12 protein-coding genes are annotated in these 14,392 nt (G+C 41.6%); 5 read left to right on the plus strand and 7 right to left on the minus strand.

The genetic code is table 11. From position 1 onward, the window contains the following. The first annotated feature begins 126 nt into the window (after nt 1-126). The gene (locus tag QTN47_RS01045; protein ID WP_369327446.1) at nt 127-885 is read left to right on the plus strand and encodes a PLDc N-terminal domain-containing protein; all 759 of its coding nucleotides are present in this window, start codon (nt 127-129) and stop codon (nt 883-885) included. A 323-nt stretch (nt 886-1,208) separates the two neighbouring features. Beyond that, on the plus strand, nt 1,209-2,183 hold the full coding sequence (locus QTN47_RS01050) for a PDZ domain-containing protein (protein WP_369327447.1): 975 nt from the start codon (nt 1,209-1,211) through the stop codon (nt 2,181-2,183). Nucleotides 2,184-2,510: 327 nt separating this feature from the next. Here QTN47_RS01050 and QTN47_RS01055 read toward each other — a convergent pair whose 3' ends face one another. Beyond that, nucleotides 2,511-3,461 (minus strand): D-2-hydroxyacid dehydrogenase, encoded by a 951-nt coding sequence (locus QTN47_RS01055; protein ID WP_369327448.1) that lies wholly within the window; start codon nt 3,459-3,461, stop codon nt 2,511-2,513. A gap of 215 nt (nt 3,462-3,676) precedes the next feature. Here QTN47_RS01055 and rpsA point away from each other — a divergent pair, with 215 nt between their 5' ends. Next, complete coding sequence (gene rpsA, locus QTN47_RS01060) at nt 3,677-5,596, plus strand: 30S ribosomal protein S1 (protein WP_369327449.1); 1,920 nt, start codon at nt 3,677-3,679, stop codon at nt 5,594-5,596. Nucleotides 5,597-6,098: 502 nt separating this feature from the next. On the opposite strand, the gene QTN47_RS01065 is transcribed toward rpsA, so the two are convergent. Continuing rightward, nucleotides 6,099-6,722, minus strand: coding sequence for a hypothetical protein (locus QTN47_RS01065; protein WP_369327450.1), 624 nt, complete (start codon nt 6,720-6,722; stop codon nt 6,099-6,101). Between the two features lie 288 nt (nt 6,723-7,010). Continuing rightward, nucleotides 7,011-8,552 carry a YifB family Mg chelatase-like AAA ATPase gene (locus QTN47_RS01070; RefSeq protein ID WP_369327451.1) on the minus strand — a complete coding sequence of 514 codons (1,542 nt, stop codon included), beginning with the start codon at nt 8,550-8,552 and terminating at the stop codon, nt 7,011-7,013. Between the two features lie 94 nt (nt 8,553-8,646). Here QTN47_RS01070 and QTN47_RS01075 point away from each other — a divergent pair, with 94 nt between their 5' ends. Further along, nucleotides 8,647-9,573: a phytanoyl-CoA dioxygenase family protein gene (locus QTN47_RS01075; protein WP_369327452.1), complete on the plus strand. Its 927-nt coding sequence runs from the start codon at nt 8,647-8,649 to the stop codon at nt 9,571-9,573. Between the two features lie 58 nt (nt 9,574-9,631). Here the strand turns inward: QTN47_RS01075 and QTN47_RS01080 are convergent, their stop codons facing one another. Together QTN47_RS01080 and QTN47_RS01085 are read right to left on the minus strand one after the other, a co-directional pair. Next, entirely contained in the window at nt 9,632-10,360 is a 729-nt protein-coding gene (locus tag QTN47_RS01080) for a peptidase associated/transthyretin-like domain-containing protein (RefSeq protein WP_369327453.1), read from the minus strand. A 43-nt stretch (nt 10,361-10,403) separates the two neighbouring features. After that, nucleotides 10,404-10,910, minus strand: a complete 507-nt coding sequence (locus tag QTN47_RS01085; protein ID WP_369327454.1) for a lipocalin family protein — start codon at nt 10,908-10,910, stop codon at nt 10,404-10,406. A 326-nt stretch (nt 10,911-11,236) separates the two neighbouring features. On the opposite strand from QTN47_RS01085, the gene QTN47_RS01090 reads away from it, so the two are divergent. Then, nucleotides 11,237-11,743: a pyridoxamine 5'-phosphate oxidase family protein gene (locus tag QTN47_RS01090; protein WP_369327455.1), complete on the plus strand. Its 507-nt coding sequence runs from the start codon at nt 11,237-11,239 to the stop codon at nt 11,741-11,743. Nucleotides 11,744-11,887: 144 nt separating this feature from the next. Here QTN47_RS01090 and tsaD read toward each other — a convergent pair whose 3' ends face one another. Both tsaD and QTN47_RS01100 read right to left on the minus strand, forming a co-directional pair. Further along, nucleotides 11,888-12,952: a tRNA (adenosine(37)-N6)-threonylcarbamoyltransferase complex transferase subunit TsaD gene (gene tsaD / locus QTN47_RS01095; protein ID WP_369327456.1), complete on the minus strand. Its 1,065-nt coding sequence runs from the start codon at nt 12,950-12,952 to the stop codon at nt 11,888-11,890. Nucleotides 12,953-13,025: 73 nt separating this feature from the next. Beyond that, on the minus strand, nt 13,026-14,285 hold the full coding sequence (locus QTN47_RS01100; protein WP_369327457.1) for an ABC transporter permease: 1,260 nt from the start codon (nt 14,283-14,285) through the stop codon (nt 13,026-13,028). Between the last annotated feature and the right edge of the window lie 107 nt (nt 14,286-14,392).

Raw genomic sequence — 14,392 nt, forward strand, 5'->3', positions numbered from 1 at the left:
TTGGGAAGACAATTTTTAAAATGTCTCCTCAATTCACTTTTTTATAGAACAAAATGCTGACTTTTTTTGAAATGTTTAAAAAAAATACTTCTTTTAAGAATCATTTTAAAACAACCCTATTACAGTATGTTTTTTGAGTCTGGCTACCTGTATTATATCTGTATCCTTTTGCAGGCCATCTGTGTAATTCACTGTTTGAGAAAGGGCTATCAACAAAAATGGATATGGATTATTGTTTTTCTCCCCTATGTTGGAGCGCTTGCTTATTTTTTCAGTGAAATAGTTAATGGCAACCAGGTTAAACAGGTTGGCAATACTTTTGGAGCCATTATCAATCCTTCCGGAAGCATAAAAAAATTACGTGCGCAAGTGGAGTTTTCTGACACGTTCCAAAATCGTATGGCATTAGCTGATGCATACCTCGCAACAGGCCAGGTAAATAATGCCATTGAGTTGTATGAAAGTTGCTGTAAGGGTGTTTTCGTGGAGAATGAATATTTGCTCGGCCAAATGATCGTGGCTTATAGCATGGTCGGGCGTTATGACCATATACTTCCTTTAGCCAGAAAAATTTATAACGCGCCTCAGTTTTCGCGTTCGCGGGCGCACATGTTGTATGCACTTGCACTTGAAAAAACAGGAGATAGTCAGACCGCAGAAAGCGAATTTCAAAAAATGCAGGCAAGATTTTCCTATTATGAACAGCGCTATAATTACGGTTTATTTTTAATAAGAGCCGGCCGGGATAATGATGCCAGGCAATTATTCACCACTATAAATAAAGAGGCCCAACAATTAAGTTCCCGCGAAAAAAGGGACAATCGTATTTGGTTTGCCCGTGCCAAAGAAGCGATCCAGAAAATGGACCAGGTGGAGAAAGTGTAAAAGTGATGCAGGCCGAAAATAAGGTCTCAGGTATCAGGTGTGAGGCTTGGATTCAGGAATGTCCCGTAGATGATTTTTTGATTGCTGGTTTTTGCCGATCGGCAAAGCCAATTCGTCTGATCAAATCTTTGCATCCTGTATCAACCCTCCGCTTTACCTGAAGCCTGAAACCTGACGCCTGAAAACCTGGTACCTACCCCTCAAACCTTCCACCTTACCCCTCACTTTCTTAAGAAAATTTAAACATTTCCGAAGTTTTTCGTATTTGATAAATTTTCCTATATTTGATCTACTAAATTCTTCGTACAAATAAAAATACAAACATGAATAAGCTAACGTTATTTACTGCCTGCCTGTTAGGAGCGTCTATTGTAACAGGGACCGCAATAGCTCAGGCTCCGCCGCCCGCGCCCAAAAAGAGTACAGCGCCAACAAAAGAAGAAACAATTGTCATTCGTAAAAAAACAGACAATAAAGAGAAATACACCATTGTGGTTGATGGTGATAAAGTAACCGTTAATGGCAAACCTTTATCAGATTTTGTGAGTAAGGATGTTGAGATTATGAAAACCGACAATGACGCTTTTGCTATAGCGCCACTTGCACCTATGGCGCCTTTTCCTCCGGAGGGTGGTGTTAAATCTTTCAGAGGTGTATACCGGGTTCATTCAAATAAGGCCATGTTGGGGGTTGTATCTGAAAAAACTGATGACGGTGTAAAGCTGAAAGAAGTTTCTAAAGAAAGCGCTGCGGAGAAGGCTGGACTAAAGATTGGTGACATCATCACTAAGGTTGGTGAAACCAAAATAGAAGACTCTGATGACCTGGTGGAAGCTATCGGAAAGTTCAATCCTGGCGATAAGGTAAACGTGGAGTATAAAAGGGACGGGAAAACCAATACAGCCGCTGTCGTGTTGGATAAAAACACGGTCTCTAATTACAACTTCAATTACAAGTTTGACAATGACATGAACATGACCTGGGATAATTCCGAAGGTAAAAATTTCGTGTTCACAAGAAAGCCGAGATTAGGTCTCCGCATGCAGGATACCGAAGATGATAAAGGCGTTAAGGTTCTGGATGTAAATGATGATACGCCTGCCGATAAAGCTGGTTTAAAAGAAGATGATTTGATTACTGCCATAAACGGCAAACCCGTAAACAGTGTGGAAGATGTAAGGATGGCACTGAAAGAGTTGAAGGACGGAGACATTCTTAAAATTACTTATAGCAGAGCGGGTAAAAGCCAGAACGCGGAAATAAAAATCCCCAAAAGATTAAAACAGGCCGACCTGTAAATTCTGCTGCGGATACACGCCTGATTATGCACGCGCATTAAAACACTTTTTCAGAAGTTGGGTTATAAGAGGTATGCCTGACGGCCAATTGCAATAATGTCAACTGGTACGTCAGGCATACTTCATTTTATTTAGACAGCTTTTTATCAAGAACGATTTACGAAGCCTGCCCGAACTGACTTCATTCAGGCGGTACGAAGTACCTAAGTTTTATCAGGTTGAGTTTTTGGCAGTCCGGTTTCTTCCCGAGCATGCGATTAGATTGTGTCAGATGCAATATGCCGGATGAATAACACTATGAGTATCTAGCACTTTAGCTGATAGCCATCAGACCTGATTTTGCGCTTTCCCTTCCAAAAACATTTTCAGATTTTCCACGGCTTTATTCAGCAATCGCTTTCTTGCTTCCAGGGTGGCCCAGGCGATATGGGGTGTAATAATGCAATTCTTCGCACCAATTAAAGGATTATCTAATGAAGGCGGCTCTACTGACAACACATCTAAACCTGCACCGCTGATAACATTATTATTTAATGCTTCAGCAAGATCCGCTTCATTGATCAACGGCCCGCGGCTGGTATTTAAAAGAATTGCTGAAGGCTTCATTTTTTTTAAAAGAGATGCATTCACAAATCCTTTATTCTGATCGTTCAACGGGCAGTGTAAACTAACCACATCACTTTGTTCAAAACATTCTTCCAGGCTAACGAAGGAAACACCTTCCATTTTATCCCGGTCAGGATGTTTGTGGTGCGCAATTACTTTCATTTCCATTGCCAGGGCTATTTTCGCTACTGCGCGGCCGATCGTTCCTAAACCCACGATTCCCAGTGTTTTTCCTGCCAGTTCAACCAGTGACTGGTGCCAGAAAGAAAAATCTGCCGAATTGGTCCATTCACCACCTTTAACAGCATTGGAATGTAATCCTGCACCATTTGTTATTTCCAGCAATAAAGCAAATGTGAGTTGGGCAACAGAATTGGTGCCATAAGCCGGAACGTTTGAAACTATTATTCCTTTTTCCTTAGCCGCCTTAATGTCTACAATATTATATCCTGTAGCTAAAACGCCTATATATTTCAGGTTTTTACACTGTTCAATTACTTCTTTGCTAACAATCGCCTTGTTGGTAAGCAAAATGTCAGCATCAATACTTCTTTCTAAAACCTGCTCTTTTGGCGAACGATCATGGATCTGTATTTCGCCGAGTTCCTTTAGTCCGTCCCAGGAAAGATCTCCCGGATTTAATGTATAGCCATCTAAAACAACTATTTTCATGTTATTCAATTTATATTTGACTGAAGTGGTTTTCTAATATTTGGCCGTCAGGTAATTAATGCCACAAATACATGTAAATCAATTATTCCTGTAATTCTATGGTTTACGGGCAAAAATATAGCTCAATCTTCACAAAAAAGCGCATCATTTCTGGCTTTTTCCTTGTATAAAACGTAACTTTGCAGCCCCGAATTAAAACCATCGGGATTTTTATCATGAGTGAAAACAATATTGTTAACCCAAACGCTGATGCACAGGAGAATGCTCCGGTAGCTGAGAATGCTGCTGTTGAAGCAACTACAGCGTCAACAAATGCACCTGTACAGGAAGAGCCTGTTGTAGAAACAGCTCACGATGATTTTGACTGGAGTATCGACAAACGTAACGTTTCTCATTACTCAGCAACTGAAAAAGAAAAATATGACAAAGTGTATGAAAATACCTTTGTTACAATTGAAGACGGCGAGATTGTTAACGGTGGCATCGTTGCCTTAACAAAAACTGACGCTGTTATCAACATTGGCTTCAAAAGCGATGGTCTTGTGAGCCTGAACGAATTCCGCGATCTTCCTAACCTGAAAATTGGTGATGATGTGGAAGTTATGGTAGTAGAAAAAGAAGACCGCCAGGGTCATTTACACCTGAGCCGCAAACAAGCACGTATTCACCGTGCATGGGAAAGAATTGTGGAAGTTCACAAAACCGGCGAAGTTGTTACTGGTACTGTTACCAGCAAAACTAAAGGTGGTTTGATCGTTGATGTATTTGGAATGGAAACCTTCTTACCTGGTTCTCAGATTGACGTTAAACCTGTTACTGACTACGATCAGTTTGTAGGTAAAACAATGGAATTCAAGGTAGTTAAGGTTAACGAAACTATCAAAAACGCAGTAGTTTCTCACAAAGCCCTTATCGAAAGCGATATCGAAGCTCAAAGAGCAGAGATCATCAGCAAACTGGAGAAAGGTCAGGTGTTGGAAGGTACTGTGAAGAATATTACAGACTTCGGTGCTTTCATGGACCTAGGTGGATTGGACGGTTTACTGTACATCACCGACATTTCATGGGGCCGTATTTCTCACCCAAGCGAAGTATTGAAACTGGATCAGAAACTGAACGTGGTTGTATTGGATTTCGACGACGACAAGAGAAGAATCAGCCTTGGTCTGAAACAATTAACTCCTCATCCTTGGGATGTGCTGCCTGAGTGGATCCACGAAGGTGCTACTGTAAAAGGTAAAGTAGTTAACATTGAAGACTACGGTGCATTCTTAGAAATTCAGCCTGGTGTTGAAGGTCTGGTTCACGTAAGTGAAATTACATGGGCTAACACGCCGATCAACGCTAAAGAATTCTTCAAACTTGGCGATGAGCACGAAGCTAAAGTGGTTACTTTAGACAAAGACGCCCGCAAGATGAGCCTGTCAATCAAACAATTGTCAGACGATCCTTGGAGCACTATCGAAACTAAGTTCCCAGAAGGAAGCAAACACAAAGGTCTGGTTAAAAATATCACTCCTTACGGTGTGTTTGTTGAACTGGAACCAGGTATCGGTGGTATGATCCACATCAGCGACTTAAGCTGGTTGAAACGCTTCAATCACCCATCTGAGTACACTAAAGTTGGTGAGCAGATCGACGTGATCATCTTAGGTATCGACAAAGAAAACCGCAAACTTCAGTTAGGACACAAACAACTTGAAGAAGATCCCTGGAACGCGTTGGAAGATACATTTGCTATCGGAACAACGCATGAAGGAACAGTAGTACGCCGCGATGACAAAGGCGCCGTAGTACAACTGCCTTACGGTTTAGAAGGTTATGCTCCTGCCCGTCACCTGTTGAAAGAAGATGGTAAAGCAATCGCTGCGGACGAAACTGCAGAATTCGTAGTAATCGAATTTGATCGCAATGAAAAACGCATCTTGTTGAGCCACACAAGACTTTGGGAACAAGCTAAAGCTGAGGAAAAAGAAGTAGCGAAGAAAGAAGCTAAAGTAGAAGCTGAAAAAACCAAAAAAGCCGTTAAGAACATCCAGAACAAAGTTGAAAAAGCAACTTTGGGTGACTTAGGTGCTTTGGCTGAGATCAAAGAAAAATTACAGAAAGAAGAAGAGAACAAAGACAACAAATAGTTTTTTCACTTCTTGAAATAATAAAGGGTCGCTCCGCAAGAGCGACCCTTTTTGTATTTAGCTGTAAGCTACTAGCTATCAGCTGTCAGCTTTTGTATCACGCCACAAGGCCTATCGCATTGATCAGGGCATTTTATCACCCCGTTCCCTATGCCTTATATCTCACACCTTACACCTCACGCCTTACACCTCTAAAAACGTACAACGTAAAACGTACCACTTACTATGTCCTCCCTAAAAAGCTAATCGCCGGACAAGCCGGCGATTTTGCAAATGGGTTCTAATTCGGTTGAAATCGGGGGTAGGGTTGAAAAAATAATTTTTAAAATTACCAGGCGATTGGTTTGAATCGCCTGGTGATATATTCAGGAAGGAAACCGGGTGCAAATTAGGTAGCGGAAAAAGTTGCGACAATGTAATTTTTAAGCAATTTTACTGTGATTTTTCACAGTAGCAGGGAATGAAGCAAAAGCCAAATCTCCAGAATCGGGCTTTCGATCAGTTAGTAGCTATAATCAATTCTTAGTCCCCTGATTGTTCTGATCTCTGTATCGCTTAATTTTCCCAGCATACTGATCATAATGTAGTATAGATACTTTTCTTTTATCTTATTATCGCCAAAATGATTGATCACAACTGAAGAAAAGTAATCAGGAGCAATTCCCGCAGGCGAAAGTGCCTCGTAACTGATAAGATATTCTTCTGTGCTGGCCCAGTGTTCAGTGTGCTTGCGAACGAAGTTTACCTGGATGTCGTCTTGAGTAGTGTTTTTGTAATAAACCGTAATAGTATTGATTTTGGCTCCGACCGGCAATACAATCGGTGCCTGTAGAGTGCCGGTTCCGTCATCTGAATTTGCATAGCGGCCAGCCTGGTAATCATCAGAATAACCGTCTGAGGAATATGCCGGGAAGAAAAGGCAGGAATCAATATAAATAATTTTTTTGCCAGCCCTTGGAAGTGGAAGCTTCGGTAACGGTGCCGGAATCTTTTTGGTTGGAGTTGGTGCTGTCTTTTTGGGTGCTGCTTTTTTAGCAGGAGCAGCCGCTTTTTTTGTTGCTTTTGGTGCAGCCTTGGCAGACTTTTTTGCCGTGACTACTTTTTTTGTTTTTTGAACTTTAGCCATAGTACATGTATTTATATATTAAAAGGAAACCTCAACAAATGTCGGGGCAGGCATAAAGTATAACAATGTTGTTTTTCATGCAATAGATGTGATTTCTCCCCACTGCACTACAGATCGTTATTTTTATCATATGAGGGATAGAGTTTCAGAAAAAGGCTTAATGCAATGGTCAGTTCAATGATTCCAATCAGTGCAAATTGCTTTAGCGCTGTCACTTCCAACAACGTTGCAATCAAAAACAATTGATAGCGCAAGTTGGCAGAACAGTCAATCCGTAAAGCGCCAGCATTATCCGGCCCATCCTTCTCTGTCCAGGCTTCTGTATTGAATAGCTTCAGCCAAATGTTCAGCTTTAATATCAGCGGATCCAGACAAATCCGCAACAGTTCTGCTCACTTTTAAAATTCTGTCGTAGGCGCGGGCACTCAGGTTCAATCGTTCCATTGCTCTTTTAAGAAGCGCTTCGCCGGCAGTATTAATTACACATATTTCACGCAGCTGCTTACTGCTCATTTGCGCGTTTGCATAAATGCCATTGCTGTTCTTATAACGTTCCGATTGTATTTCCCGTGCTTTTATAACCCTTTCCCTTATTTCAGCAGAAGATTCCCCTTTGGTTTTAAGACTCAGCTCAGTAAAAGAAACCGGAGTAACTTCCACATGCAAGTCTATCCTGTCGAGTAAAGGGCCCGATATTTTGTTCAAATATTTCTGAACAGCGCCCGGGGGGCATGTACATTCTTTTTCCGGGTGATTGTAAAATCCGCACGGACAAGGATTCATGGACGCGATCAGCATAAAGTTGGCTGGAAAATCGAGTGCAACCTTTGCTCTTGAAATTGTCACACGTCTTTCTTCCATCGGTTGGCGCATGACTTCAAGAACCGACCGCTTAAATTCAGGTAACTCATCCAGAAACAAAACGCCGTTATGCGCTAATGATATTTCGCCCGGCTGAGGAATTCCGCCACCGCCCACCAGTGCGGCATCGCTTACGGTATGGTGCGGAGATCTGTATGGCCTTTTGTTGATAAGGGAACTATTTTCCGGCAACTTTCCTGCTACACTATGGATCTTCGTTGTTTCTAATGCTTCATGCAGACTGAGCGGTGGAAGAATAGTGGGTAGTCTTTTTGCAAGCATTGTTTTTCCCGCTCCGGGTGGTCCGATAAGAATAGCGTTATGTCCACCAGCAGCCGCAATTTCCAGTGCGCGTTTGATATTTTCCTGGCCTTTTACATCGTTGAAATCAATATCAAAATTGTACTGCGCATTAAAGAACTCTTCACGGGTATTTACTTCAACCGGTTTCAGATTTTCCTTCCCGGAAAAAAAATCAATCACTTCTTTCAGATGACTAACGCCATAGACCTGCAGATTATTGACCAGACCCGCTTCACGTGCATTTTGCTGGGGCACTATCAAGCCCTTAAATCCTTCTTTGCGTGCCTGTATAGCTATTGGTAATGCACCCCTTATGGGCTTTATAGCTCCATCAAGGCTCAGTTCTCCCATTATAATATACTCGCTTAATCTTTCGGGTTCGTCCAACTGTTCACTGGCACCTAAGACGCCAACTGCTATTGGCAAATCAAATGAAGATCCACTCTTTTTTATATCTGCCGGCGCAAGGTTTACAACCAGCTTGGTTCTCGGCATGTGAAGGTTATTGGTTTTGATAGCGCTTTCAACACGTTGAAGACTTTCCTTAACCGCGTTATCCGGCAGGCCTACAATAAAATATTTCTGACCATTACTAACATTTACTTCTATGGTAATAGTGATTGCTTCTACGCCATACACTGCGCTGCCAAAGGTTTTTATGAGCATGAGGGTTGATTTACAGTTCTTTTCAAAAAAATGAAAGTAGTCATTCGCTTAATATGACGGAAATTTTATTGGCAAAATCGCCATTGAACAAAAAATGATTACATTTAAGAAAACGATTGTTATTATGCCGGTAAAAGATTTAAGTACCGTTAATCATTTGATTGACGATCTTTTTAAATGGCCCACAACAGAAGAAGAGTGGGGCCAGTATGCACTTACAGATGAACAAATACAATTCTTTAATGAAAATGGTTTTTTAGCAGGAGTTAAACTGCTGAATGAAACACAAATTGAGCGGTTACGAAATGAACTGGCAGAACTTGTAGATGCACATCATCCCGGTCATGGGTTGTTTTATGAATTTCATAGCAACGAGTCAACTTCTTCAGACAGTATCCTGTTTCATGCGTTAGGTGCATGGCGCATAACCAACGGCTTTCACGATGTGTTGTGGAATCCGGCTTTTGTTATGGCCGCTTCTCAGCTTTTAGGCAATAAGGCGGTAAGATTCTGGCACGATCAACTGTTTTATAAGCCAGCTAAGAAAGGTGGCGTTGTCGCCTGGCACCAGGATTATTCCTACTGGACGAGAACTACGCCGCTTGCGCATCTGACCTGCTGGTGCGGGCTGGATGATTCAACTGTTGAAAATGGTTGTTTGCAATACGTTCCGGGAAGTCACAAATGGGGACTGCTGGATAAGCCAGAGTTAGCCGGAGATTTGATGGGGATCATGGATTATCTCACGCCGGAACAGCAAGCTGAGTTTAAGCCCATTCCCGTAGAAACCAAAGCCGGTGAAGGTATTTTTCACCATGGGTTAACCTTGCACGGTTCCGGAGAAAACAAAAGTGACCGCCCAAGACGGGCATTCGTGGTGAATGTCTTTGCTGATGGGGTTAAGTCTGATGCAGATGCTGAGCTGTTAAAAGGTGTGCCTATCATTAATAAGGGAGAGCAAATGCAAGGGCAATTTTTCCCATTGCTATTTAATCCGGCAGAAGTATTCGCTGCTGTATAAATTTAAAAAGCTTCATTTTATTCTTGTTCGTATTGTCCGGAATAAAATGAAGCTTTTTTTAGTTACTACCTGCTGGTGTCGGTTCTTTGTGAAAATCCTTCAGGCAATCATTGATGTAATATTTAAGATCTTCCTCGGTTCCATGAGTTCGCAGCCACTTAAATTCAGGCCGGTATTTTTCCATAAACAACTGAAGTGAATCTCCTTCAAGACCAGTATACTGATGTACAAACGAAGGAGGGAATCTGTAATTGATATATTCCTGCATTTCGTTTGTATCGAAGAACTCGTAGGCGTCGCGTTTTTTCTTTTCCTTCTTTTTAAAACGGTCAAGGTTCAGTGCAATGCCTGCTCCTGAGTTGGCGCCGCTGATCGCCGGAATTTTGTTAGTGCCCACATCCGCCAGAAATTCTTTCCTTCTCTGCATACTATCCAACTGGTACTGGCTGTATCCTTTTGTTTTCACTGTTACATTACCCAGGTTAGCTACCAGTGGATTCAAAATAAGTACAAGCTGAGACTGGTTTGCGTAGCGGAAGTTGTAATGCAGTGTATCGAAGTGATAGCCTACTGCTGAAAAAGTAAGAATATCATCTTCGTCAACAAGAATATTGAAGATCCCTTTATCGTTGGTGATTACCGTTTTATTGGTAACGATATTGGTAACGCTTGCATAGCCGATAGGATTCAGCGTAGCACTGTCCTTTAATACTCCCTGAATTATCTTCTGCCCAAAAACCGGCATTATCATCACACAACACAAAAAAGCCAGTAAATTTCGCTTCATAGATTATTTCTCCGGTTTTCTTTTCACACCAGGTTTAAGTGAATTAGTTTTTGCTGAAATTATAATTGATATAAACCGTTTTTCCCTCGAACGGAACGGCGGACTGCAGTACCATCGTGCTTCCCTGCAATGATTTTATTTGTAATCTGTAACCTTCCGTAACCTGTTTCGCTTTGTCGCCTTCGTTTAATTTTTTAAACTGAAAATATTGAACGCCATTGGCAGTTTGTACACTCCAGAAAATTTTTCTCTGTGCACCGGAACAATTATCATTCGCTGCAATTGTGTAAGAGCCATTCCCATTTTGAACCAGTGTCCATTGGCTTCCGATAAAGCAGGAGTACAATGCTTCATCAAAAACAGAAACTTTTAAACTTCCTTTTGATGCGCCTTCTATATTAATGTCATTTACCACCCAATTTCCCTTCAGATCAACGGCATTGCCTTCCGGGCCGGTCACTTTACTGGGTGAAGTGCATGCACCAAGCGTAATAAATACTAACAATAAACAGAGTGCTACGGTTCTTTTGCTGATCATTTTTCTCATCATCCTAATTTTTTCAAATGTAAAGTAAATGGTTATTATTTGTTGGCCAACAGCCAAATTTTGACTATTTAGACAAAATCCGGGCCGGGTGAGGAAAGTCAAAGGCAAAATTAAAAAGTCAAAACATTGAGACTGAATTATTTTCTGTAGCGCAATGCGTATTCGAGAAATTTTGCATGCTGAAATTTTCATTCAATTCTGTCCGCTTTTTTTCGCACCTGTTGACTTAATTGCCTTGAGAACCCGTTTTACAACGACAATAAGTAAGGCATGAAATTTTTAATGTTTTCAAGTAAGATCAAAATTCGATAACGCTTAAAAACATTTTTATGGGTGATGTAAAAAATCTTCAAAGTCGCGAGGCCGTTGAAAAGCTAAAAGAGCTTGTAAATGAAGTAAATACCTGTATGTTTTGTACTTATTCAGGAAAAAACGAGCTGCAAACCCGTCCAATGGCAAGTCTGAAAATAGATGAGGCGGGCAATATTTGGTTTATGTCCGATAAAACAAGCAAGAAGAACAGTGAGATTCTGAGCAATGACAAGGTTGATCTGCTTTATTCTCATCCTTCGAAAGACAATTTTCTTTCTGTAAAAGGATCGGCAGAAGTGATGCCGGATAACAAAATGGTAGATGAGTTATGGACACCGATCGCAAAGGTTTGGTTCACAGAAGGAAAAGATGATCCACGCATTAGCGTCATTAAAGTTACTCCGGATGAAGCCTATTATTGGGATACAAAACACGGCCGAATGGTGGAGATGTTCAAAATGCTAACTTCTCTTGTTACCGGTAAAACGATGGATGACGGTGTGGAAGGAACGATAAAAATTTAGGTGAGGAGCGAGGTGGGATAAGGTATGAGGTATGAGGTATGAGGTATAAGGTATAAGATGGGTAGTCAGGTTTCAATGTCTCTGACCTCATGCCTTACGCCTTATTCCTTCCACCTTACATCTAATATCGTACACCGTACATGCTCAATTCCATTCCGCTCTTGCCGTAGGGCTGACATCCAGTTCGGAGAATTTGCCGGCTTTATATTTATAGTATGCGGTAATGGCGATCATTCCGGCATTGTCCGTACAATACTGAAAAGGCGGAATAAAAGTTTTCCAACCATATTTTTTGCCGGCTTCCTGCAGGGCATTTCTAAGTCCGCTGTTTGCGCTCACCCCACCGGCGATGCAAACATTTTTGACGCCGGTTTGAGCAACGGCTTTTTTTAGCTTTTTCAGTAAGATCTGTATGATTGTATGCTGAACGGATGCGCAGAGATCGTTCAGGTTATTTTCGATAAACTTTTCGTCTTCTTTTTGTTTGGCCTGTAAGAAATATAAAACTGATGTCTTTAATCCGCTAAAAGAAAAATTCAGTTCGGGTATTTGAGGTTCAGCAAATTTAAAAGCAAGCGGATTTCCCAACTGCGCATTTTTGTCTACCAATGGACCGCCAGGGTAGGGCAGGCCCAACAATTTGGCACTTTTATCAAATGCCTCACCTGCGGCGTCGTCAATCGTTTCACCAATTACTTCCAGCTCCAAAGGCGACCTGGCTAACACAATCTGGGTATGTCCGCCGCTTACCGTAAGGCACAAAAAAGGAAAAGAAGGCCTGTTTTCTTCAATCAGGTTCGCCAATACATGCGCCTGCATGTGATGAACAGCTATCAACGGCTTAGACAACGCCAGCGCCAGCGATTTTGCAAACTGAGCACCCACAAGAAGACTTCCTATCAAACCGGGCGATTGGGTAAAAGCAATGGCATCGATCTCCTGAAGCGAAATGCCCGCTTGCTTAAGTGCCACATCAACTACAGGCACAATGTTTTGCATGTGTGCACGACTCGCCAGTTCCGGAACCACTCCGCCATATTGTTCATGCACTTTTTGATTGGCAACATAGTTTGATGCGATTCGTCCGTCTATACAAACGGATGCTGAAGTGTCATCACACGAAGATTCGATGGCCAGAATGCGGACGGAATTGTTTTCGGTTGAAGAATTGTTTCCTGTTTCGTTCTGATTTTCTGAAGAAAAGCTCATTTTGCAAATGTACTAACTCCAGTTTGCATTAATAAAGTGCAATGGAATGCTAATGAGCGATTATTTTGAAGTATTATTTTGTTCTGATAGCGACAACCGGGTTCATTCTCGCTGCAATTGAGGCAGGAATAATGCCGGACAAAATACCAAGGATCACGCAAAGAGCAAAGGCCAATGCTATTATTTTGGGAGAAATGATCAGCGCAAAAGGTAACACGCTGCTAAGTATTGTCGCCAGCAACCATACCAGGACCAGGCCAATCAATCCGCCAATGATACACAGGAATGCGCTTTCCAGCAGGAATTCTATAAGGATGGAGCTTCTTTTTGCGCCAATCGCTTTTTTCAGGCCTATCTGACTGGTACGCTCGCGAACCGTGACAAACATAATATTTGCTACGCCAAACAAACCAACAATAAGGCTTAATCCCGCAATTGCCCAGCCGCCAATATTCACTGTTCCAAAAAAGGAACTTACCTGCTGGCTAAACATATTCACGTCGTTCAGGGCAAAGTCGTCATCGGTTCTTGGGCTTAATTTCCTTGTCTGGCGCATAATACCTCTCAGTTCATCTGTAAGTGCTGGAGTCGGTACTCCATCCTTACCTTTCACCATAATGAAAGGCTGAAAATTATCGTTGTTGATAACATTATAGATGCTGGCAAAATAACGGTAGGAGCTAATGATGCATCTGTCATAATCAAAACCTCCCCCAAGAAAACTTTGCCCCTGTTTTTCAATAATGCCGATAATGTTGATTCTTTTCCCGTCAAATGTCACGGTTTTGCCAAGGGCCTTTTCGGCCTTGCCAAATAGATCCTCCGCATTAGTATATCCAATTATACCAACTGCATTGCCTCTTGTAAATTCAGATTCGTTCAGGTATCTGCCATATTCAATATTAAAACTCTGGATCTTATTGAAATCTTCCGTAACGCCATAAATGGAAACGCCGTTCAATACATCATTTTCATACTGAAGATTAATGCCGTTCGCATTGAAGTAGCAAACGTATTCGGCCAGCGTACTCTTTTCTTTAATAAACTTAACCTCGTCGAATTTGGGCTGCGGTCTTTTAATATATTTCCACCATGGATAATCCGGTCCTCCCCCGTATTCCCATTTGTCAATATATATGGTGTTGGAGCCAAGTGCAGAAATGTCGCTTTGCACTTTGTATTCAAGACTGTTTACTGTAGTTAATACGCCGATAATGCAAAAGATCCCTATAGTAATGCCAAACAGCGACAGAAATGTACGCAGTTTGTTTACTTTAAGTTCCTGCATGGCCATCTTAAAGCTGTTCCATACTATGCTTAAGAGTTTCAGCATGTACCAAATGTAATGATTGTTCATTAGGATTTTTGAAAATTTAGATGAGCGGAAAATGGGACCGGGATTAATGGGATTTGGAGATTTGCAGGATTTTTTTGTGGAGT

This window comes from Danxiaibacter flavus, from assembly GCF_041060425.1.
Classification (GTDB): Bacteria; Bacteroidota; Bacteroidia; order Chitinophagales; family Chitinophagaceae; genus Danxiaibacter; species Danxiaibacter flavus.